A 24,659-nucleotide genomic window follows, 5' to 3' on the forward strand; every position below is an offset into this window, starting at 1 on the left:
GTATTATTCTTATTGTGATGAAAACTAGCTTGTTTAAGTTTTAACGAATCATATGAACGCTATAGCATGGTAAATTGGGTGTCATAAGCTATTTTTCTCGAAATAACGATTCTAGAGTTCGTTAAACTTTTAATCTATTACGAAAGGTTAAAATAAGAGCCGCTAGGTTCGTAAGTTATAGGTCCGAAAACGTTCATTCTGTCTGAGCTCCAGCTCCATTTCCTACCTCGATCATACGCCGCCGCTACTCTATAAGCGCATATTTGTGCTTACAGACAACAAACCTAGCTTATTCTCTCCCTGTAAGAACATATATGTGCTTATTGCTCCATTTCCCACCTCGATCATACGCCGCCGCTACTCTATAAGCGCATATATGTGCTTACAGACAACAAATCTAGCCCTTTCTCTCGCTGTAAGAACATATATGTGCTTATTGCTCCATTTCCTACCTCGATCATACGCCACAGCTACACTATAAGCGCATATTTGTGCTTACAGACAACAAACCTAGCTTTTTCTCTCGCTGTAAGAACATATATGTGCTTATTGCTCCATTTCCCACCTCGATCATACGCCGCAGCTACTCAATAAGCGCATATTTGTGCTTACAGACAACAAACCTAGCCCTTTCTCTCGCTGTAAGAACATATATGTGCTTATTGCTCCATTTCCCACCTCGATCATACGTCAAAATTCGCTTGTCCACCATTTGCTTAAGCAAACATCAATAGACCAAAATAGAAAAATGGCGTCACAGGGATAAATCTCTGTGACGCCATGGATAAATCTCTGTGACGCCATTTTTTCATATCGAGCTATCTCTCCAGTGAGTTCATCACTGTGGGACAGCCCCTTGAATCATTTGTTCGCTATCGCATTACCATTCCACGCTTACTGCAATTCCTTCCGGAACGCCTGGATAGCGAAGAAGCACCGTTCCTGACTCTCTATCATACTCGTATGATGCCGCTTGATCACCAGCTGTGACGCTGCTAGGCTCACTTGGTACACGCAGGCGCGTACTAACCGTGATGTCCAGCGGTGACTCTGAAACAAAGGAAATTCCGTTTTCAGCCGACAGCTCCTCACGAATGCGTGAAGAACTAACAAGAATACTTGTTTCCCCTTGCTCATTATCCGAGTAGTTCAAATCAAACAACAAGCTGTCCTCGCCCGATTTGATTTCCACGGAATGTTTCACAGGCATGCTCGCTTCGAACAAATCAACGAACAGACCTTCCAGAACGATTGAATCATCCGCTTCCCTCTCATCCAGCACATGAGTAATGACATAAGGCCCCCGTCTAATATGCAGCGAGGTGCTTTCCTTATAGTCAGCCCTTTCTCCGCGGATCTCGAGCGACCTTTTTACAGCACTCCGTATAAGAGCAGCACCCGCTTCAGAGCGGGACAATTCCGCCGGATTCTCACGGTAAAATAAAACAGCACCGCTGCCTACCGTAAACTCTCCTTGCTCCAGGTTTCTACCTAAGCCAAGCGACTCGAATAAATGTTCTTCCGGACGCATGTAAGAGCGGCGGCTGTTCTCACGGTTCCACCATTCCCGCACTTCATGATAGGGGTCCGATCCATCACCGACATAGATGAGTATGCCGCCCTCCCTCACCCATTGTCCGATAGCTTGATGAATGCCCGGATGCTCCGGCTTCATAAATTCGTAGCTGAGCAGCAGTACTCGATAATGATCCAAATATCCTGGGAAGGTCAAAATATTGTCCAGCTGTACCGGTCTTAGCGGAATGCCTACCTTCACGAGCGGAAGCGCGAGTCCGTAAAAGGATGACCAGTCAAGAAGCTCCTTCTGCTCTGCACTCAGCTCTTCAGCTGAACTCGTTCCGTCATATTTGGCGGCTTCGCCTTCCTGCTCGCCTTCACGGATAACGTCCCCGCGTTGATACATCGCGGAGTTGGATAAGCAAAGGCCAATGCCAGCTGTGTAGGTGTCGTCTCCAGCAACCTCATCATGGTTATGCATGTCGCGCAGCACATTCATGACCGTCAGAAGCACGGTCGCATAGTCACCCGGGATCATTTCTTTTCCTTTCCCGTCCTCAGTCGGATAGCTGCCCTCGAATACACGGCGCGGCCATGGGCATACCTCGTATTGCTTCACCTCAGGATGCAGCAGGGAAGCAACAACAGTAGAACGATAGTTTTTACGATAGTCGCTCCAGCTGTATCTAGGGTTATCCTCAATCGGATCGTGAAGAAACCACATTTCACGCCCCGTCCCACGCGTGAGCTCCTGCATAATTCCATATTCCAAATATGCCGTCTCGAAGGTTCGCTCTCTGCGCAGTCCCTTATAAACGTTCGGAGTACGAGCCGTTCCCGTCCAGATCTGAGCAATGAAACCGTCACAGCCAGGCATCGACACGAGCAGCGCCTCAGGACTTATAATTCGCCACTGCGTGTAATTAATCAAGCTGTGAGTTGGGACATAGAAACGTACCGTTCTACCGTAGGTTACTAACGAATATTCCTTCATTTGACTGCAAAGCCGGTCAAGCGCACGATAGTACATTGCCGCCTTCAGCTTGGATGCTCTGTACTGAGCGTCCGGCGAGGAGTGGGGAGGAATCCAATCCTCCCCGTAATAGTTCAGCCACTCCCGCTTGAACGCATCGGAATAACCCGATGCCGCCCAAAATTCCGGCTCCTCCAAATGAATCGCTTCTGCGCCAGAGTCGATTGCCCGCTTAATATGAGAAGCCAAATATTCAGCGAAGGCAATGGTCGGAACCATATAAGGAACATCCTTGCCATGAAGCAGATGATTTCCGCTGCGGTCCATTTGAGCTTCATCCCAGTGCTCCCGTCCGTCGAATCGACCGTACAAGTAGTCCTGATACTCCCCCCAAGATACACCTGTCATCAAATGAATCTTGTAGCCGGCATTTCTCCAGCCTTCGATCCGCTCAGGCAAATCATCGGATATTCCGTATACCATGACAAAATCGGTCCGCAAATCATACTTCGGGCCATACGGCCTTGATTCCTGAAAACCGGTCCACTCTGCTCGTTGTCCCAAACCCTTCGTCAAAGCGAGAAGCCTCCTTTAGTTTGCCATTCCAAACAAAGCAACTTCCTTGCCTTTCAAGTTGTCATTAGTAAACTGCATTGCTTCTTTATAGCCTGTTTTATTCATCTGACCGCGAAGATCATTAATGATTTTTAGTGCCGCTTCATCCGATTTCGCATAAATCGCTTCTTTCCAGACGTCGCCTATTTTGTCCATGGATGGCTTCAGCATTTCCCACTGTGGAGACTTAATCATAACGTCGCCAGGATTGTATGCCGAAATAACACTAATACCGTTAGGACGTAAAATTTTACGCGCATTATCCATTGCTGCCAGACGATCCTGATCAGACCAGATGTCTCCAGCGCCAACAGAGTTGATGCGGTCTTGGCCAGACATGCTCTCAAGGCCAATGCCAATTCCTTCGTTTTTCTTCATCTTGCCAGTTGTATCCGCTGAGAATTTATCAAACCATTCTTTTTTGGCTACAGGCTTGCCGTTTTCCATATCCCAATGTTCGCCTTGAATGCCGTAACGTACGAGAAGGAAACCTTCATCAGAAGCAAGATAGTCCAGCAGGCGAAGCGCTGCATCTACGTTTTTCGATTTTTTCGGAATAACGGTTACGTTGTTGCCTTGAATAGAAAGGTCAGCAGGACGGTCTGCAGCAGCGCCAGCACGCTCAAGCGGGCCAACTGGAATATAATCACTGCCTGGATGCGCTTTCACATAGTCCTTGGAAGCATCGAGAATCGCTGGATAGTGAGCAGCCAGCACTGCAATACGGCCTTGCTTGATTTTCTCATTCGCGATTGGATCGGTTTGCGTAAACGCTTCAAGATCAAGCAAACCTTCGGAGATCAGCTTGCGGTAATACAGCGTATAATCCTCGTATTGTTTCGAGAAGAAGCTGTTTTCCAGCGTTCCATCGCCTTTATCTACATAACCAGAGCCATAGAACATCGTATTGCCGATACCGACAGCCCAGCCGTTATGGAAGCCTCCGAGAGGAATAACAGACATGCCATTTTCCTTCAGGTCAGCGTCCTTGATTTTTTTCAGGAAGCTGTAAAGCTCTTCCTTTGTACGTACGGATTGTGGATCTACTCCAACCTTCTCAGCAATATCCTTGCGGACGTAGAAGCCATAAAGCCAATCCATTGCATCCTCAGGTGTTGCAGGGTGGTTCTGGTAAAGCAAGAACTGCTTGCCACCGTACACATCAAAAGCTTTCTCATAAAGCGCTGGCGGAACATTGTCTTTCTGAATCGCTTTTGCTAGATTTGGATATTTGTCCAGCTTATCCGAAAGATCGACCAATTGGTCTTCCTTCGCTGCTTTTATAATGCCATCTAGCTCTCCGCCCCAAGCTGGACCTGTGTAAATATCAGGCATATCTTGAGTTGCAAAAATGGTGTTCACTTTCTCAACTTCACTGCCCTTTGTATATTCCCACTCGATCGTAATCCCCGTTTTTTCTTTAATAACCTTCTCGATCGCCGTCGTGTCTGTGTCGCTGCCGCTGGAGCCGTTCCAGTTGTGAAGAACTTTGAGTTTCACCTCTTTTTGCTCTGTACCGCTGTTAGTTGTGCCTGCGTTGTCCGAAGGCTTATTGACGGCGCCACCGTTGTTGTTGCTGCAGCCAAACAGCGTAACCGCCATCAGAGTTACTGCGAGAAACAACGAAGTGCTTTTTGCTCTTTTGTTCTTCATAAAAACCCTCCCGTGAACTGTAATGAAATATGATAAAGTCCCGAATGCGGACGATTATCCTTTGACCGAGCCAATCATAACGCCCTTGACGAAGTAACGCTGCAAAAACGGGTAAATACACAAGATCGGAAACACCGTGATAACGAGCAAAGCCATTCTAAGCGATTCCGGTGTTGCCCCAGCTACATTGACGCTGACGGTCTGACCGCCTTGCTGCGCCGCTCTCTGCATGGAGGATGATAGCGCTTCCGCTTCGGTCAGCAATTCTTGCAGCAGCGTTTGAACTGGTATCAGATTTTTATCCGACACATAATAGGCGCCTGTAAACCAGTCGTTCCAATGCGAAACCCCGATAAACAAAGCGATAGTCGCAAGAACTGGACCCGATAACGGTAGTATGATTTTAAGGAATATTTGAAAGTCACCGTAGCCGTCAATTCGTGCCGATTCTTCAAGCTCCTCCGGTATGCCTTGCAGGAACGTTCGAAGAATGACGATATGCATGAAATTGAACAGCATCGGAATGACATATACCCAAAAACTGTTGATCAGATGCAGCTTCTGCAAAGTGATGAAATACGGAATGAATCCAGCGCTGAATATCGTTGGCAAAAAGATGTAATACGTAAAAAATGTTCTTCCTGGCAGCGATTTTTTGGAAAGCGCATAAGCCATCAGCGTACAAAGCCCTACGTGCAGGAATGTGCCTAGCACCGTTCGAAGCAGCGTGATTTTGTAGGCCTGCCAAATGCGGGCATTATCAAAAACCTCTACGTAATTGTCGAGTGTAAATTTACGAGGGAAGAAATAAAGCGCACCCATCATCGAATCTTTCCCATCGTTGAGCGAGTAGACCAGAATGTAAATAAACGGGTAGATCATCGACAATCCGAACAATGTTAAGAAAATATAATTACAAATGCTAAATATAGAAAATCGGCTTTTCGCCATATCAAACCACTCCTTAAAACAGGGATACGTCGCTAACCTTGCGAGCAATTCGGTTGACAGTCACGATAAGAATGAGTGCAATGACACTCTGGAATAATCCTACAGCAGCCGCATAACTTAATCGGCCTTCACCTATACCTGAGCTGATAACATGCACATCGAGTACGCTGCCGATTGCGGCGGTAGCCGGACCGTTCAACAGGAGGAGCTGCTCATAACCAGCGCTCATTAAGCTGCCGGCCGAGAGTATGAACAAAATAACGGCAATGTTGCGAATACCAGGAAGCGTTACATGCCACATTTGGCGAGTGCGCCCAGCGCCGTCGATCTTAGCCGCCTCGTATAGCTGCTGGTCAATGCCAGCAATTGCTGCCATATAGATGATCGAGTTCCACCCGATGTTTTTCCAAATATCCGAGCCTACAACAATTTGATAAAACCATGTTGTATTGTTCAAGAACTGAATCGGTTCTACACCAAACACGCCAAGCAATTCATTGATTGGACCTCCAGATGGAGTAAGAAGACGCTGCATCAGCGTAACAACTACAATCCATGAAACGAAATACGGTAAATAAGAAAGCGTTTGCACGGTTTTCTTAAATTTAATGTTTCGAACCTCGTTCAATAGGATTGCGAGACATATAGGCATTGCAAATCCGATAAGAAGCTTCATGAGGCTAATGATAATCGTGTTGCGGATCAACTCGAATGACTGATAATAGGAGAAAAACTGCTGGAAGTATTTCAGTCCTGCCCAGGGGCTTCCAGTGAAGCCCCCAGAGAACATGAAATCACGAAATGCCACTTGTACGCCAAAAAGTGGAACGTAGGAAAAGAGGAAAAACCAGATGATGCCGGGCAGCATAAACAAATAAAATAGTTTGTGCCGCCAAATTCGTTTCCACAATACTGACTCTGTCATATGCTCTACCTCCTTGCCAAACGGATCGTTTTTATTTCAAATGGAGTAAAGGCCAGGTGGTATGCCCCTTCCTCCGCATGGATTCTATCGATGGGTGTTTCCATCAAATCAGTAAGCCAAGCATCCGCTTCGTTCATAGCTGCAATGAGTTTTGCCTTAAGATGTGTTCCTGCGGTTTCATATAAACGGATGATGAGATCATCTCCGTCCTCTGCCTGCTTCACCGTTTCAACCATTACATTGGAATGGTCAACGCTGAAAAATGATTTTGCTGCTGGCAAATGCTGTGCCTCGTCGCTTGCTGTCATGCTTACCGAACGCAGTGGTACGTTAAGCTCATATCCACGCTTATAAACCTCTGCCTGAACATGATCACCTTTGTGCGGGTACAAGGAGTACGTAAACTGATGCTCTGCTTGATCGGCTTCTGGATCTGGATACGATGTACTGCGCAAAAGATTTAAATCCAGCACATTCTGCCAAGCACGATGTCCGTATTTGCAATCATTGAGAAGTGCGACGCCATAATCCGACTCCGAAAGATCGATCCATTGATGAGCGCAAATTTCATCCTTCRCATAATCCCACAGCGTATTGCGATGTGTAGGGCGTTTCAAGTAGCCGAACTGAATTTCACAGCTCGCGCTGTCCGAACGAATATTGACAGGGAAGGATGTACGCAGCATCTTCGCTGATTCCTTCCAATCAACGTCCGTAACGAAATCGATGCGGCGGCTGCCTTGAGTCAGGATGACCTTCTGTGTCATTGTTGATTGACCAAACCGATATACAAGCAGCAAGCCTACCGTTGGACCATCTTGGAAAGCTGATGATTCAGACGGCTCAATCGGCACTCCTCCCGAGAGGCGATAATCTTGTTTAATATCCCATGCATCGCCCTCATCATGATACAGGCTGAGTTCATTCGCCTTCTGGCCATGCGGGATGATTTCCCGGCCAAGCTCTTTATCAATGATGGATATTATCGTGAAGTCTTCAGCGAACGTAACCGATAACATATCATTTTCCATTATCCGATCGATAGCCGATGCACTCATATCAGGAAAGAGGTTATTTGCCGCTGTTTTCTCTTGCGTCCGGGCAGCTGCAATTCCTGCTTCAGCTGCTGCCGTTTCAGCAAGCGCTAGTGAACCATTTGCAACGGCATATCCCATAGCAGGAATACGAACCCGCTGCCATGCGCCATTGTTTTCAATCCATTCTTCCCGATCCCATGACAGGGAGTTAAAGATTACTTCAGAGCCTTTCTCAGCAGTTACGGATTGTGCAACCGCTTCGTAAGCTTCGGAAATTAATTGCTCGACACGGTCCAGCAGTATAGCGTATCTCTCCAGCGATTCATCATATACGCGCTTGATAGAGGAGCCTGGCAATATATCATGGAATTGATAGAGCAGCACTTCTTTCCATATCGTTTCCAGCTCCTGCGCAGGATAAGGTTTGCCCTTTGTTCTTTCAGCCAAGACAGCTGCATATTCGAGCTCGCGCAAAGCTTTCTCAAGCTTACGGTTATACCGTTTATTGCGCGCTTGGCTCGTCAGCGTTCCTTGATGGCGCTCCAGATAAAGCTCCCCGGACCACACTTGATAACGATCAGAACCAACTGCAAGCTTCTCAAAAAATTGTGAAGAATGCTCTTGAACAACTGGGCTAAGGCCAAGTAAATTTTTCTCCCGCTGCAATCTCTCGAGATGCTCCTCGCCAGGACCGCCTCCGCCATCGCCGATTCCGAACAACATGAGACAATTCTCCGATACGTTTTTGTCCATATATTCATTCTCTGCCTTCACAATAGAACGAGGTGCAGCCGGGCTGTTATACGTATCCTCAGGCGGCATATGAGTCAAGACACGCGAGCCGTCGATTCCTTCCCAGTGGAATGTATGGTGGGGATGACGGTTGTAAATGCTCCATGACAGCTTCTGCGTCATCATGTAATCAACGCCTGATTTTTTCAAAATTTGAGGCAAGCTCGCTGTGTATCCAAATACGTCCGGCATCCAAAGCGACTTCATCTCTTGACCAAACTCGGCTTGGAAATATCGTTTTCCGTAAAGGATTTGACGAATCAACGCTTCCCCGCTAGGTACGTTAGTATCCGATTCAACCCACATTGCGCCTTGCAGCTCCCAGCGCCCTTCTTGCACACGCTCTTTGATGCTTGCATACAGCTTCGGATAATGGATTTTCATCCAATCATAAAGCTGTGGCTGGCTTGCTCCAAAGATGTAGTCAGGGTAACGTTCYATCATCCGCAGCACCGTTGAAAATGTGCGTGCTCCCTTACGGATCGTTTCACGGATAGGCCATAACCAAGCCAGATCCATATGCGCGTGGCCGACGGCACTAATAGTAAGCACTGGATCTCCGCCGCGTTTATCAAGCTGCTCGCGCAGCAGTTTTGATGCCTTAGCTACTCTTTCTTCACTCAAAGATGTAAGGATATGAGAGGCTTCATACAAAGACTGCAAAATGCGTGCTCTGCGTGCTGAACCTTCAGGCAAACGATCCGCCGTCTCAAGCAGTACCTCAGCGTCATAATAAAGCTGATGGATGTTCTCGTGGCAGATTGCGACTTGGGCTTCCTTCAAAGTGCCACTGCGGAAGCGACCGAACAGGTCGTTGCAGCCTGCGTCGCCCCACAAATCAATTTCTTCATCTCCCTGCGCGCTTTCACTAATGTGTACAACACGTTTGCCAGGAAGGCCAAGGCTATAATCAAACTCAGAATTTATATTCGTTAAACCCTGAGTAGGTGTTCCCTCTTCATCTACTAAACAAAGCTCACCATTCACATCGATAAGAAGCACAATTTTGGAGCCCTTCGCCTCTTGCGGTACTTTTCCGCTAAAGTGAAACCAAGCGCAGTCCCAAAGATTTCCCCAGCGGTCTCCCGCAGCGAGTTCAATCTTCCGGCCTGACTCCCTATCCTCGTAAGAAACCGGCTCCTCAGTAACCCAAGCAGTTACTTTCAAATCCGTAAGCGGCTTGTAGATTTGTTCCTTCAACCGGTCCAACAGCGACTTCAACTGCTCCGTTCTCACTTTTTCGTATGGCATTTGTAGGTCTCCTTTATCATCCAGTTCTATATTTCATACAGGCTTTTTCCCATACATGCCTATCGRCTTCAAAATGTTAGCGTTTTCAGATCGTACTCGCGAAACTATTCAAAACTTCGCTATATGACTTTTGCAACCAAGCTTTATAAACCATTCGTCTTATTCATAATATAATATATAGATTCAATATATTCAATATATAAATAAAAAAATCTTTTCCTTAGCGGAAAAGATTCTCAATTTTATCGCTTATTCAATTATTGAACAGGTCTTGGTCCAGTCGTTTGGCGGATAACCAGCTCAGGATTCAGCAGCGTTTTGCTATATCTATTGCTTGGGTCTACCCCATTCTCAATAATGTCGATCAGCGTGCTTGCTGCACGATAACCCATATCATGCTCAAACTGATTGATATGTGTAAATAAGCTGAACTCATCTACGATAGATGTCGGGTCATCGAAGCTTATAATAGACAAATCCTCAGGCACGCGAAGCCCCGCTTGCCTAGCCATCTGATAAATTCGAACAGCCAGCCTTCCGTTAAGCGTAATATACGCCGTAGCCATTCGGTTGCGAATATAGCGGTATAACGGGTGCTTCTCCGCATCCTTAAGGCTGCCAACATTAAAATCGGTAATAATATGAGCCGGATTAATGAGTGCGCCTTTGTTTTTCAAAGCGTCCATATAACCTTCAATCCGCTCCTGTACCGTAACCGTTTGCAGCGGAGAATCTGAGCAAATCGCAATTTCCCGGTGCCCAAGCTCCCACATATATTCGACTGCAAGGCTTGTTCCAAGCCTTCCATCCGCAGCGATATAATTGGTTTCTACGCCAGGCAGGAAACGATCGATAAGTACAAAGGGGTAGCCATTGAACTTCATATTTAATATTTCCTCGTTATAATTCTCTTCATCTACGGGAAATACAAGCAAACCGTCCGTACCGAATTCCTTGAGCGTCTTAAACGCTTCTTTCTCTTTATCGACATCTCCCTCAGACAGCAAAATCATGCTCCGGTAGCCTTTTTCTCTTAGCGCCCTCTGCACTCCCTCAACTAAACGGATGGCAAAATAATCATAAATAGATGGCATAACGAGACCAATCATACGCGTTTTATTCTGGGTTGCCGAACTTTCTAAACCAACTGTCGGCGTAGCCGGCACAATCTCATCAACTTCTACCGGTCCATCATTGCTGACGAAGCTGCCCTTTCCCGGTACCCTTGAAATGATTCCATCGTTCGCAAGTCCGACCATCGCATTCACTACAGTTATTTTACTGACGTTAAACAACTTCATTAGATCTTTTTCAGTCGGAATGCGGTCCCCCGCCTTCAAGCCTTCCGTAGCAATCAACTCGCGGATATAATCCTGGATTTTCTGGTAAAGCGGCGTACGGACTGTTGAATTCATTTGCTATCACCAAGCTCCATATTAATATTTGTAATATATAATATAGGTTAGCCTCTTTTTAGGCAATACCTACATCTTTGTCGAATAAAGTAAATCACCCTTCTTTAGAACTAAGGAAGACGCTAATTTATAGCTTTTTTCCTTTACCTCGGGCGTCTTTAACCACTTTTCTTGTCGAATATCGCGAATTTTGTATATATAATATATACAATATATATTTTTAAATGTATTCGAAATCGTTATCAATATGACAAATCATACGCAATTTATCCATTTAAACCTCATTGTTCATGCATCAACCTATGTCCTAAGTCATGCTTTCACCTGCGCTGTTGACTCTCGGTACAAGATCTCTCCAGCTACAAGCAGCTTCTCCATCGGCTCCTGCTTGTTCGCTATTCTGCTAATCAGCCTCTCTACCGCCCGCTTGCCAAGCGCTTCCTTAGGCACATGCACCGTCGACAAAGAAGGTGTCATGCGATAGGAATCGTCAATGTTGTCATAGCCTGTAATAGACACCTCTTCCGGCACCGCAATACCTAGCTCCTTCATGGCGTCAATTGCACCGATACCGATCATGTCATTTGCACAAAGAAGCGCCGTTGGCATCGTCTTTGCCTTGAGCCTTTTGATTGCCCACTGTTTTATCGGCTCTTGAAACTGCTCATGCTCAAAACCTTCAACTGGAAGATAACAGTCATTGCTCATTTGAAACTTAGGCTCCACCAGAGCCTGCTCCTCCAGTACACTTCGGAACCCAAGAAACCGATCCTTAAAGCTCCGCGAATAATTCATATCCCCAATAAAGCACAGCTGCGTATGTCCTTTGCCAATCAAATGTTTCGTCAAACGATACATTGAATCATAATTGTTCGTAAACACCGTATCGCTAGGAATCAACATATCCTCATGATCCACGAGCACCATTGGCAAGCCGATGCGATGCACCTCTAGCAGCAGCGGAGTTGAAATTTCTCCCACGCCGATAAGCCCCAATATGCCATTCGGGTTCAAGAAATGAAGGAAATGATCGACGCTTTGCTCTGACACAATGACCATGCCATAACCATCTTCCTCCAATCGCGAAGCAATCCCATCGAGGATTCTTCCCCAATACAGCGACTCCTTCGTTTGGAAGCGAATATTAGGCATAAGCACGAGCACCGATTGTTTGTGGGCGGCAGGCGTTTTGGGAAGCTGCTCAAGCTTCATTGTTTTCACATAAGCATTCTTTTGCGTAAAATAACCCAGCTGCGATGCCGCTTGAATAACCCGCTCCTGTGTTGCCTCACTGACGCCGCCTTTGCCGGAGAGCGCCTTCGAGACAACAAACTTTGAAACGCTTAAATAATCAGCAATTTGCTGCATGGTAACCTTGTTTGACATCGGTAGTCCACCTTAGCTTTCAGTAATGGTTCGTGCTTCTTTCCAGCGCCTATTGTATTCGGTAAACACCTTCTGCAAATCTGGAGAGGCAATCCACTCTTGAATATAATCGCCGGACCAAAATGCAATTTGAGCTGTATTCGCAATTTCAAGCAAGAGGTCGTCTGGCACTCTTCGCTCCAGAAATTCGATGTTGAACGATAAAAACTGTTGAAATTGCGGCAAGGAAGGCTGCTTATCCTCAATCACAGGCAAGAAGCCCGAATCATCAACATAACCAGATTCGTTTACAAAAAATTTGACCCACGCCTCGGCCAGCTCTTTATTCTCGCTAAATTTGCTTACACCCACAAACCAATCCGGGCTTAGCGGCGAGAAGCGCTTCTCGCTATTGTCGTAAGGGAATGGGAAAAAGCCGATATCTTCCGATTTCGCACCCGCTGCAATAATTTGATTGATAACCCAGTTACCCATTAAATACATGGCGGCTCTACCGTCAGCAAGCTCTTTTTTGGATGTTTCCCATTGATTCGTAAGCAATTGGTTTTCCACATAACCTTTTGATATTAATGTTTTGACGATGGAAATTGACTGTCCCCATGCATTATCAATAGTCCACGGCTCGTCCGTGTTGACCATATTATTTAAATAGTCGGCATTGCCAGTCATATAGCTGACTAGATCCTCGCCCCAAGTCATAAGCGGCCACTGAGCGCCATAGTTCAGATAGACAGGCACAATGCCGGCTCTCTTTAGCTTCTCGCATGCTGCATAAAACTGCTCCAAGGTCGTTGGAATTTGTGTAATGCCTGCCTTTTTAAAAGCTTGCTTATTATATACGATCCCTGTCGTGGAAGCGCCGGTAGCAATGCCAAAGCGCTGTCCAGCATAGGCTTTAAAGTCTGCAAAATGAATATGCTCAAACAAGCTGTCGCTTAGCGGCTCAAAATAATCAGGCAAGTCTTCATTTTTAATATTGTTCGGAAGCAGCAGCACATCGCCTAAGCTGCGAGTGGATAAGCGCAGCATAATATCGCTGGCATAATTGGTTATGCCCTCAAACTTGACCGTTACGCCAGGATTCAGCTGTGCAAATTGATCGGCATATTTTTGAAACACGCCATTCTCGATCAGATCAACGCGATTAGTCATCACGTTAAGCGTCACATTTTGATTAGCTTGTTCCTCTTTGCTAACGGGCTCCTTTTCCTTTTCGCTGTTGCCTTGTGCCTTCTGGCATCCCGTCAAGCCTATGCTGGACAAAAGAACAATAAGCAGCAGCATACAAATGTATTTGTTCATGCAGCGTCTCTCCCTCATTATAGTGGAAACTGTAAAATAACCTCGGTGCCTTTCCCCCGTTCACTGGTCACCTTCAAGCCATACGCGTTTCCGTAGTGGAGCTTGATACGCTCGTTTACATTTTTCAAGCCGATTCCGCCTGATTTGCGCTTGACGACCGCTTCCTCCGATCCTGCAAGTGAACGGTTTAAGCGATCTAATGTATCCTCATCCATGCCAAGCCCATCATCTTTTATGCGAAGAAGTACACCATGCGGCGTACGCTCGCTGCTCATCACAATTCTCATCGAGGCCTTATTGTCATCCATGCCGTGATAAATTGCATTCTCGACAATGGGCTGCAGCACAAGCTTAATCATAGGATACTTCAGCATGTCATCGGTTATATGCGTTTCTAAATGGAAGCGGTTCGGATAGCGATAATTAAGCATTTCCACATAGTTGCGCATATGCAGAACCTCATTCTCCAGCGTTACTTCCTCATGCAAATCGCTTATGCTGTATCGCAGCAGCTTCCCGAGTATGGCAATCATGTCGGCTGCGATCTGATCGTCGTTCAGCTCAGCCGCCATTCGTATCGATTCGAGCGTATTATACATGAAATGCGGATTGATCTGGCTTTGCAGCGCGTGCAGTTCAGCTTCCTTCTTCTTTGTCTCCATCAAATAAATATCCTGAATGAGGTGATCGATTCGGACAATCATTCGGTTGAACTGATTGCCTAGCTGGCCTACCTCGTCCCGATATTTCACTTGAAACTGAACGTTAAAGTCACCCTCCTGCACGTTCTTCATCAATCGCATCATTTTGCGGAGCGGATTCGTTAGTGCAAAGGAAAACACAACCGATATGAAAAGCGCGACGATAATCGTAATAATTGTAGCGATCCAGGTTACGTTGCGAATGACAACGGCATCTTTCGTCAGCTCACTGTCCGGAATGGAGGTCATTACCTTCCATTTCGTATTGGGCGAGGTCGTATAAATGTATAAACGATTAACACCGTCACGCTCAAAATAAAAGCTCCCCTTCGTGCCCTTTGCCTGGGCTACCGTAGGATCACTCATAATGTTTGTGGCCATTCGCTGCTTATCGCTGTCATAAACGACATTGCCAAGCTCATCGATAATAACCGATTTTCCATTTGTCACCTTATCAAGCTCACTCATTTGATCCTCAATGACGCTAATATTCGCATCCACCGCAATCATGCCGATAGGCTTAAGCGATTTATCAATCACCTTGCGAACGACGGTAAACGCATATTTGATGCTCTGCAAATTGCTCGTATATTTTTGCGTGCTGAACAGCCTCGCTTCACCGCCGGAAGTATTGATGAGCTCTCGCCATTTCTCATAGCTCTCCTTCACGTTCAGCCGAATGCCGCCGCCTGCTGTAGAATAATAGCCATTGCCGAACTGATCAAATATATAAACCGAGTTGGCGCCGCGTTTTATCGTATTGATGAACGAAATATTCCCCTCAATGCCTCGCTGAATCAAGAGCAGAAGGTCAAAATCGTCAGGCACCTGATTGCTGTTGTCTATCGACGTTTGCTGCCTTTTCTCGTAATAGCTGTTCGAGAGAATCAGGTTTTGTTTGATATCGTTCTGGTACGCAGGAATAGAGGAAATACGAATCATATCCTCGATATAATCGTCAACACGAACCATCATGTTCTCAAGCATCTTGGTCGAATAGACAATCGTTTTCTCCTCAATCGAACGCGAGTAATTGCTATATGAGATGTAGCCTATAAACGATAACGGCAGCGTGATTAGAAGCAGGAAAACGATAAACAGCTTCCCCTCCATTCTCATGCTGCCTAAAGCTGCCCATATGCGCCACAATCGTTTTCTGGGGCTCATCCTCTTAACTCTCCCTTATTCTAGATGGCAGGCATAACGTTTCCGCCGTTTACAGGAATGTAAGCGCCAGTTATAAAGCTTGCTAGATCCGATGCTAGAAAAGCAACCGTATTGGCAATCTCTTGGTCCGTTCCTCTGCGTTTAAGCGGAACGTTTTGTGAATAAGCAAGGTTCTCCTCCGTACCGGTGGCACGATCGCGATCACTGATGGTCCACCCTGGCGCCACCTGATTAACCGTAATTTGATGCTCCCCAGCTTCTTTGGCTAACACACGATAGACGCCATCCATCCCGCGTTTCCCAGCTGTATAGGCTGATTGTCCCGCGAAATTTTGCATCGCGCATTCGGTGTTGATGCCAATGACTCTACCCCCGCCCCGCTCGATCATCGCCGGCACAAAAGCTTTTGCTAAAAAGACGCTTTGCAATACGCAGGATTCGAATTGGCTGACATAATCAGCAACAGGCTGTTCTAGTATGCTTGTCCATTGGTACTGAATGACCGCGTTAGCGACAACGATGTCTACATGGCCGAGCTCCTCTGTTACCTTAGCTTTCATTTCATTAATATGCTGCTCATTCGTTACGTCTGCCTGTACGATCATCGCTTTTCTGCCCATAGCTGTAATTTCCGTCTGCAATTCTTTGGCCTTTGCTTCGTTATTATTGTAGTGCAGAACGATGTTAGCGCCGCAGCTTGCCAGTGTACGTGCCATAACCCGTCCCAAATCTCCAGTGGCTCCTGTAATTAACGCTGTTTTATTAGAAAGATCAATTTGCATGAATAAGGTCACCTTTCCTTGTGGAAACAGATTTGTTAGATCATTTGCTAATAATTATGCTACCAAAAAATATTCATTTTATAAAGCTTATCCAAAAAAAATGAATTTGTACACACAAGTAAACGATACGGCGAATTAATTTACAATATGGTTATCTTCTTCATGGCTTACAGCGGCTATTTCAAGCAATATTCCTTGTGATTTCGACTATTTTCATGTATATTACAGACTATAGCCTACTCTAAACATTCACATATGTATTAATAATAACTCTTATTCGGAGGTAACCCTTGAAAATCGAGCTATCAGAGCAAAGCCTGCCTATATTTGAGGCTATATCGAGTAATGTACGCATTCAAATGATTCACCTGCTCTCCAAAAAATCAATGAACATTCGAGAGCTGGCAGAGGCTTTAGGCTTAAGCAGTGCAATCATGACAATGCACGTAAAAAAGCTGGAGAAGGCCGGAATCATTAAATCCGAAATGACCCCTGGCAAAGGCGGTGCCGCTCAGAAGGTGTGCTCGCTTAGCATGGATGGACTTGAAATAGCATTCCCCCGCAAGGACGTCGTACAGCGCGAGTCACGCAGAACCGAAGTTTCCATCGGACACTATACCGATCTCAACATCGTTCCTACTTGCGGCATTTGCACGACGGAGAAGGTTATCGGTATTTTCGACGACCCCCGCTACTTTCTTGATCCCGATCGCGTGAACGCCAAAATATTATGGTTCTCGCAAGGCTATATCGAATACAAAATTCCTAACTTCCTATTAACGAGCGAGAGTCCAGACGAGCTCGAAATTTCGATGGAAATTTCGTCTGAAGCGCCGCTCACCAATATGAACTGGCCTTCGGATCTTACGTTTTTCTTTAATGGTGTAAATGTTGGCATGTGGACGAGCCCTGCCGATTACGGTGGAAAAGGCAAACTTAATCCACCTTGGTGGTTTGATGATGTCAACCAGTTTGGTTTATTGAAGCGGTTGATTATTAAGAAGGACGGCACCTACATGGACGGCCTTAGGCTCTCGGACGTAAGCCTCGACCAGATTGATATTAGCAACAGCCACTGGACGTTCCGCATTGCGATTTTGGAGGATGCTGAGCATATTGGCGGCTTTACTTTATTCGGCTCTGGTTTCGGAAACTATAATCAGGATCTCATTTTCAAGCTGTATTATACGAAGCTGGCGCAAGAGGATCGGACAACCGTCTAATCTGCTATATACGAAAGAGAGGAGCCCCGCTTGGGGCTCCTCTTCTTTATCTTAATTAAGCTGCTTCCTGTCATACTGCCTCGTTAAACTATTCTTTCGCTGATAGCAAATTCAATATCCGGTAAAGAAACACTGCTGTTTCAGCACGAGTAGTCTGGCTGCTTGGTTTGATCATGCCGCCATCGCCTTGAATGAGCCCTAGCTCAATCATGCCTGCTATGCTGCTGGCTGCATAATCCGGCACCTTATCTGCATCCTTGAAGCTGCTGAGCGATGCAATATCGCCCGTTAGCTCTAACGCTTCCGCTGCCTTTAATGCCCGCGCTGCCATAACCATCATATCTTGCCTTGTCATCTTTGCCTTCGGCTCGAATCGTCCATTCTCCATGCCGGTAACGATACCTAGCTTCTTGGCAATAGCCACTGCATCATAATAATAATCCTGTGGCTGAACATCTGTGAATGCATCGATTGCCTCCGCTTTCAAGCCTAGCGCTCTTACAAGCATTAGAATAAAGTCTGCTCGGCTTACCTGTACAGCCGGGCTGAAGGTTGCAGCCGATGTTCCTTTTACGATGCCTAAGGCAGCCAACTTCTCAACCGATTCCTGCGCCCAAGAATACTTGCCGAGATCTGTAAAGGCTACAACGGGCTGTTTATAAAATACTGCATAAGTGCCCATACGGTCTGTTTGAAACCTGATATGCTTATCCGAGTCGGAATAGGCTGCTGCCGCAATTGCTGATGCTGTTCCTTGTTCATTAATGGACAATATACCGATGCTTGACGCTGTCTCGCTGCCTGTTAACAAATACGGAACCGTAACGGTAATCGGTGCCTTTGCATTGTTCCATGTATAAGCCTTTCCGTCCAATAGTGCCGAAAGCTCAACGACTGCTCTTTCACCTACCTGGATTTGTACATCCTGCTTCAACGTTTTAAGGTCCCGCTCGCCAATGATAAGCCGCAGCTCCTTGCCAAGCTCTGCTGACTTCACCAGCATCTGTCCAGAAAGCAAGATCGTTGCTTTAGGCGTCGTTACTTCAATAAGCAAGTTAGGATGATCAGACAAGAAGGATACAGGAAGATCCAAGGCATATTTCGCTGCCTCGCCGTTTTTCTTAAGCACAATCGTTGCTTTCAGCTTTCCGTCTTTATCTGCTTTCGCCCGCGCTATCGCCTTCTGCAGGTCTTGTTCACTGACCACACCGACAGCCATCGTTCCGCTCGGATCAAGCTTAGTGCTCATTTCCGCTTTGACAGAACCATCTGATTGCAGCTGGAACAAGTCAGGAGTGGAAATAACCGAGTCACCGCCTCCTCCGCCAGTCGATGCTTTCTTGTACTCAAAAGTAACCCGTTTAGGCTCGCTCACATCATCTAATGCTAGATATGCCTCATAGATACCCTCTACATCACCTGTCAATGTAAAGGCGAATTGAAAGTTTCCAGCTTCTGTACTCGTCGTCTCGGCTGTGTAATTCACTTTTCCTTGTGGATCGACGACTTTCAAACTTACGTTTGCAAGATCGCCATTCATCACTAGACCGTCTAAAGTTACTTTTTTTGATGCCAGATCTATAGTAGTTTTAATGCCTTCAATAGGCTTGGCTTCCTCTGCTCCCGATATGTGATAAACGCCAAATTCATAGAACGAATATCCGTAAAATGTTGCTCTTTCGATCCCTTCAAATTTAATGTATCTAGCCTTGATCGGGTCAAAATGAACCGTTTCTTTGCCGTCCTTCGCCGTAATTACGCCGTCATTTTCCTTGATCACACTCTTCCAATTTTGATTATCATCGGAGACGAGTAATTTATAGGTTTTTGCGCGAGCGTATTCCCAATCAATCGTTACAGTGTCCATCTCCGTCACTTCTCCCAGATCGACCTGGAACCATGTGTTGTTCAGCAGTTCACTTGCCCATCTTGTTGAAGGGAATCCATCAACTGCTTTCCCCGGAGCATAATTTGGATTATCGGCTTCTACTGTAGATGCTTCCGCGGCCTTATTCTGTGCCAAATTTCCAAGCAGGTAATAGACGTCTTCCTTCAGCGTGCTGTACGCCCCGTCTGTAATCATATGCTCTTTTTTCAGAAGCTCCAGCTTCGCATTAAAACCTTTTAAGTACTTGGTAAACTTCGCCTTGTCGTTTCCTTCGAACCGGCTCATCATCTCCAAATAATTGTTCAGCGAGCGAGCTGCTTCGTCATTCGTGATTTGTTTGGTTTCCTTGTAGCTTTCAATTAATGTTTTCAAATCGGATGCGCTGGTACCCGCTTCAATCACATAAAATGTTTTCTCCGATTTGCCTGCTGCTACGGTAATGACAAGCTCATGTTTTCCTGGCTTGCCTGCCAAATTTACAACCGTTCCTTCTGTGTAAGGCTTGCCATTAAAGGTAGCAGTTACTTTATTCAATCCGCTTCCATCATCATTGATTAGTTTCCATGTGAACGAAACGGGCTCTCTTTCCGGAATAGCCACTCCGCTTTGAAGCACTTGGCCATTCATTTGTACTTCTGCCTTTGAAGGGGCAGCGTTGTTCGCTTGATATGTTCCATTTATAAATTGATAGAGCCAATCGTACAAAATGCGTGTTGCAGGATCAGCACTTACCGCCGTATTAAATACAGCATTATTACCTTGGTAGTAGGCTTTAAAGGCTGATTGCATAAAGCCGGTTTGGACGCCGCTGTTTAAATAATCAACATACCGCTCCCTAAACACGCCATCAGTCACCATACGATCATCAAACTCAAGCTCAACGCCCATCCCATACTGCTTCGCTATGTTCGTGGCGTCTTCCAGACGATCCTCATCCAATGGCTCGAAAAAGTAGTTTGGCTGGAAGGCTACTGCATCTATCCCGACATCCTTCCACATATGGCTTTTGTAAGCTAAGAAGTGCGGTATCCAGAAAAGCTTCAAGTTCTGAGCATGCACTTTATTACTCGTCGAACGAATTAAATCCGGCCCTGTCGCGCTTGTACTGATTTGTTCCTCCAGCCAGTACATGCCGGCAAGCTCAAGATGAGAGTAATGGTTTGATGCCCATTTTTGTTCGGCTTCATTTAACCACCACTGTATCGCTTTCTCTCTATTTGCATACGCTTTCATTTCTCCGACTTCAGAAGCATCGAAGCTTTCAGATATACCATCACCGTCAATATCTCCGAAATCGTTCACATACTCACCTGGGTCTGGAATCATCAAAACAACCTTTATCTTATGATCAGGCTGATTCAGCTTGCTTCCTACTTCCATCGCCGCTTCGTTTAGCTGCTGCATATCGCCTGTTTCTGCAAATGTTTTGTTCAGGTACCATTTCCAGTCCTCCAGCGTAGCTCCTCCGCCAAACGCATTTCCGGCCGGCGATGTAAGTCCAAGATAAAGAACGCCGTCAAAAAGCCAATCCACTGGTTCCCCGGCAAGGTCTACGTAACTGATATTTGGAATAATCCGATCCTTCGTCCAAGTACCCTTATCATTCGCATATTGTCCGTTATAGAGCAATCCTAGATTACGAATGCCAGCCGTTGCTTCTCCCGGCTCTAAGTAGCTCGGCTGCTCAGCGGCAACTTCTTCTGCTCCTTCCACTTTTCCATCTGCGCCCCATATTTCGATTTCATCAATGAAGGTCCAAGCTCTCGTATGCATCGAGAAGGTTACTTTCACATAACGGGCATAAGCCATCTCCGCATCAGAATTCCCGCTTTTGATGCCATCTCTGCTTCCATTCCATTCATATACCTCTTCTCTTGGCGGACCATCCCCCCAAAGCAGCTTGGTTGAATTGTGTGAAAGCGTTCCCCAATTTTCTTTGTCGTCGGAGACGTACATTGATACCGTCAACGGCACAAGCATCGTGTTGTCAGGCCAATCCTGCAAAAATCGCGCTTTAATGCTCGAGATAGATTTCTTTTCCCCTAAATCAAACACAACCTCGCGTGTCATCTTCTTCACATGTCCTACCCAAGCCGGGTCCGACATATCCAACTTGCCATAAATGCCATCCGTCAGCTTATTATGATCGTCGGGGTACTTAGCCTCCGGCGCTTCGGACCATTCATATCCAAGCCCCGCAGCAAGATTACGGAATGCAGACTGTCCCTGATCCTGTCCCTCTTCCGCTTGTACTGCCGGAACCAGTGTCAATAACAGGGCACTTATCAATGCGATAGCTATCCAGCTTTTACTTCTTTTCATTAATGACAGCTCCCTTTCTATTCTCAAATAAAAAGACTACTAAACATGTGTACAATAGGTTTCATTTCAAGCCTGCTTTAAGTCTTTTGCAGCACTCAATCCCCCTTTCTAAAATTCCATCGCAACCGATGTAGAAGCTTGCAGGCATGTTCTTACTGTTACTTTAAGAAACTTGACCCGACTTTCAAAGAGATAACTTATGACTTTGATATACATTTGTTTACTTGTCTCATTTCACCGCCCAGATTGCCCTTGTCATGGACAAATAAATGGACTAGCTCAAAATAAATAGACCCAAATAGGGAATGGCGTCACAGAAATAAATTTCTGTGACGCCATTTTTTTCATCAGCCGCATGATTATTAATGAAATCGAGCTATCTCTCCAGTGAGTATATCTCTTTTGAGACTCGCCCTATTTCATCGTGCCTTGTATGGAAGCGATAGGTTTTATTTTACAACGCATTCTACTTTCGCATTTATGCGTAGAGACACCTTATCTCAACCTGTCTGTTTACCTTATGCAGGCAGCTCTTGCTTCTCAAGCATATCCGACAGTTTGATCGCAAGCCCCTCATGCAGCCTCGAATGCTCCGACGCAAATGCGATCAGATGGCTTTGCAGCGACGCCGTTGCAGAGGTCAAGCCATGTGAAGGATTGCTGTCGAACTGGCAAACGTTTCGCAGGAACGAGCTGACCATCCGATCATCTCCGCCTCCGTGGCCATCCCCTTGTACGCTGCAGCGAATTTCAAGCTGTTCTCCCGTTGCATAACGATACAGCGTAAAAGAACCTTTCTCCATATCGCCAATAATTTCACCTTTTGTGCCCATCATTTGAACACGACGTGTACCGCTTTGCGTCAATCCTGACATAATGAACGATGCATTCGCTCCATTCTCGAATTGCATATTCACAACCTGATGGTCAACGACATTGTTATCGCAGCGGTATACACAACGTCCAAACGGTCCTTCCTTCAGTGCTTTCAGAATACCCTCTTGTGACAAATCATTCGTCATATATCTCGCCCAAGCATGATCCGGCGTCTGCATATACATCTTTATCGCTGAGAAAGCACATTCCTTCTCGACCGCGCAGCCATCAATGCAGCGTTCCGCTGAACCATCCGGAGCATTCTCCGATCTGAAATGCAGTAAAGAGCCGTACGAGCTAACGCTTGTACAAGGCTGATCCATAAGCCAGGAGATGATATCCAGATCGTGGCACGATTTGGCCAAAATCATTGGACTAGTCTCCTCTGAATTCCGCCAATTGCCGCGCACATAACTATGCGTCATATGCTGATAACCGACATTCTCCGTTAATTGAATCGTACCCACCGTGCCAAGCTCGCCGTCCTCGATACATTTTTTAATCCCAGACCAAAATGGTGAATACCGAAGCACATGCGTAACAACAAGCAGCCTTTTATGCCGCAGTGACGCCTGCTCAAGCTGAATGCATTCCGTAAGTGAAGGCGACATCGGCTTCTCAAGCAGGACGTGATAACCGAGCTCCATGGCCTTCATCGCCGGTATATAATGCATCCGATCGAGTGTACAGATGATCATGACATCTGCTATACGCCCTTGCTCAAATACTTTCTCCCAGCTGTCATACACATGCTCTTGGTTGATTTGATGGATTTCTGCAAACCGCTTTCTGCGTTCTTCATTTGGTTCAGCTACAGCAACCATTTTTAATTCATTCGGAAATTTCTCCGCATACGGCCCGTAAATGTATCTCCCTCTGCTGCCTGCGCCTAGTAATACGGCTGTTAATGTTCTCAAAATTTCTCCTCCTCTTGTGCGCTATCTATACCTCAATTGTAAGGGGAGCGTTCAGGAGGAGACAGAGATCGTTGTTTACAATCCATATACTATTGTTGACCTTGCATTTGCGACTGGCACCTTGCCATGCGGAAATCCTGCGGCGTCGTTTCATTCTGCTTCTTGAAAAACCGAATAAAGGCAAGCGCGGAATTGTACCCGAGCGCAGCCGCAATTTCGTTGACTTTCATGGATGTGTTCAGAAGCATGTCTTTGGCAACCAAATTCCGATAGTCGTTCACGTATTTCGATAAGCCTATGCCCGTTATTTGCTTATAAAGTCTGGACAAATAAGAAGGATTTAAGCTTACGTAATCGGCTAAAGCGGTTAAGGAAATATCGGTAGACAAATTCTCTTCAATAAAGCGATGTACTTTATTTACAACCTCAGTCGGCAATTGCGAGCCTCGCAGTGTATTCCATTCAAAAAAACAGTCTGCCATTTGCCTATAATACTGAATCAATTCCGTCCATGAGGTAGAGTCCCCGTAGCGGTATAACTTCTCCAAGTCGAGCTGCGTATTCATGTAATCCCGAATGTCCCGGTTTTTGTGTATATAGTAAAGAAACACTGCCGAGAGGGAATGATACATTTCTATTTTGCGCTCATTGGGCGTTCCTGGGACATTCCAAATGGCAGTAAGCTCCACATACAATTTATTGAACTGCTCCCGATTGTTATTTTCTAGACAGCTCATCAGCAATTGCACCCGAGCATGGTAAAAGCTATCATGAATGCTGCCGGCTTTATCGTCTGTCTCTTGATTCTGAATGTCCTTATCGGTCATAATGACCTCATTAAACAATCCATGCCCTTGCACAAAACCATATTTGTTCGCATGAAAACGATCCGATAGATCATTCCATTCCGTCACTTCGCTGCCAAGGAGAAAAGAAACGGTCGTTCCGAGCAGCCTCTTGCATGT

The 24,659-nt window shown here is 46.0% G+C and carries 14 protein-coding genes; 1 reads left to right on the forward strand and 13 read right to left on the reverse strand.

The genetic code is table 11. The features are described from left to right. Window positions 1-880: 880 nt before the first annotated feature. The 10 genes from AB4Z17_RS10595 to AB4Z17_RS10640 form a co-directional block, all read right to left on the reverse strand. Complete coding sequence (locus AB4Z17_RS10595; RefSeq protein ID WP_441959692.1) at window positions 881-3,067, reverse strand: hypothetical protein; 2,187 nt, start codon at window positions 3,065-3,067, stop codon at window positions 881-883. A 15-nt stretch (window positions 3,068-3,082) separates the two neighbouring features. Then, entirely contained in the window at window positions 3,083-4,759 is a 1,677-nt protein-coding gene (locus AB4Z17_RS10600; protein WP_441908488.1) for an extracellular solute-binding protein, read from the reverse strand. Between the two features lie 54 nt (window positions 4,760-4,813). Then, window positions 4,814-5,710 carry a carbohydrate ABC transporter permease gene (locus tag AB4Z17_RS10605; protein ID WP_076268991.1) on the reverse strand — a complete coding sequence of 299 codons (897 nt, stop codon included), beginning with the start codon at window positions 5,708-5,710 and terminating at the stop codon, window positions 4,814-4,816. A 13-nt stretch (window positions 5,711-5,723) separates the two neighbouring features. Beyond that, window positions 5,724-6,635 (reverse strand): ABC transporter permease, encoded by a 912-nt coding sequence (locus tag AB4Z17_RS10610; RefSeq protein ID WP_076268992.1) that lies wholly within the window; start codon window positions 6,633-6,635, stop codon window positions 5,724-5,726. Window positions 6,636-6,640: 5 nt separating this feature from the next. Next, on the reverse strand, window positions 6,641-9,715 hold the full coding sequence (locus AB4Z17_RS10615) for an alpha-mannosidase (RefSeq protein ID WP_441959694.1): 3,075 nt from the start codon (window positions 9,713-9,715) through the stop codon (window positions 6,641-6,643). Between the two features lie 257 nt (window positions 9,716-9,972). Further along, window positions 9,973-11,130, reverse strand: coding sequence for a GntR family transcriptional regulator (locus AB4Z17_RS10620; protein ID WP_441908490.1), 1,158 nt, complete (start codon window positions 11,128-11,130; stop codon window positions 9,973-9,975). Between the two features lie 312 nt (window positions 11,131-11,442). Continuing rightward, window positions 11,443-12,516 carry a LacI family DNA-binding transcriptional regulator gene (locus AB4Z17_RS10625; protein WP_076268995.1) on the reverse strand — a complete coding sequence of 358 codons (1,074 nt, stop codon included), beginning with the start codon at window positions 12,514-12,516 and terminating at the stop codon, window positions 11,443-11,445. Between the two features lie 12 nt (window positions 12,517-12,528). After that, a complete protein-coding gene (locus tag AB4Z17_RS10630) occupies window positions 12,529-13,818 on the reverse strand; it encodes an ABC transporter substrate-binding protein (protein ID WP_441959696.1) in 1,290 nt (429 codons plus the stop codon). A gap of 17 nt (window positions 13,819-13,835) precedes the next feature. Further along, window positions 13,836-15,686 (reverse strand): cache domain-containing sensor histidine kinase, encoded by a 1,851-nt coding sequence (locus tag AB4Z17_RS10635; RefSeq protein WP_441959698.1) that lies wholly within the window; start codon window positions 15,684-15,686, stop codon window positions 13,836-13,838. 20 nt (window positions 15,687-15,706) lie between these two features. Beyond that, window positions 15,707-16,468, reverse strand: a complete 762-nt coding sequence (locus AB4Z17_RS10640) for an SDR family NAD(P)-dependent oxidoreductase (RefSeq protein ID WP_076268998.1) — start codon at window positions 16,466-16,468, stop codon at window positions 15,707-15,709. 290 nt (window positions 16,469-16,758) lie between these two features. Here AB4Z17_RS10640 and AB4Z17_RS10645 point away from each other — a divergent pair, with 290 nt between their 5' ends. After that, the gene (locus tag AB4Z17_RS10645) at window positions 16,759-17,691 is read left to right on the forward strand and encodes an ArsR/SmtB family transcription factor (protein WP_076268999.1); all 933 of its coding nucleotides are present in this window, start codon (window positions 16,759-16,761) and stop codon (window positions 17,689-17,691) included. A gap of 88 nt (window positions 17,692-17,779) precedes the next feature. Here AB4Z17_RS10645 and AB4Z17_RS10650 read toward each other — a convergent pair whose 3' ends face one another. From AB4Z17_RS10650 to AB4Z17_RS10660, 3 genes are all read right to left on the reverse strand, one after another. Continuing rightward, window positions 17,780-21,901 (reverse strand): DUF4855 domain-containing protein, encoded by a 4,122-nt coding sequence (locus AB4Z17_RS10650; RefSeq protein ID WP_441959701.1) that lies wholly within the window; start codon window positions 21,899-21,901, stop codon window positions 17,780-17,782. Window positions 21,902-22,419: 518 nt separating this feature from the next. Further along, a complete protein-coding gene (locus AB4Z17_RS10655; RefSeq protein WP_441959703.1) occupies window positions 22,420-23,694 on the reverse strand; it encodes a Gfo/Idh/MocA family protein in 1,275 nt (424 codons plus the stop codon). An 89-nt stretch (window positions 23,695-23,783) separates the two neighbouring features. Continuing rightward, on the reverse strand, window positions 23,784-24,659 hold an 876-nt coding region (locus AB4Z17_RS10660; protein WP_441959705.1), incomplete at its 5' end, for a helix-turn-helix transcriptional regulator.

The organism is Paenibacillus sp. TAF43_2 (assembly GCF_052113545.1).
In the GTDB taxonomy this organism is placed as follows: Bacteria; Bacillota; Bacilli; order Paenibacillales; family Paenibacillaceae; genus Pristimantibacillus.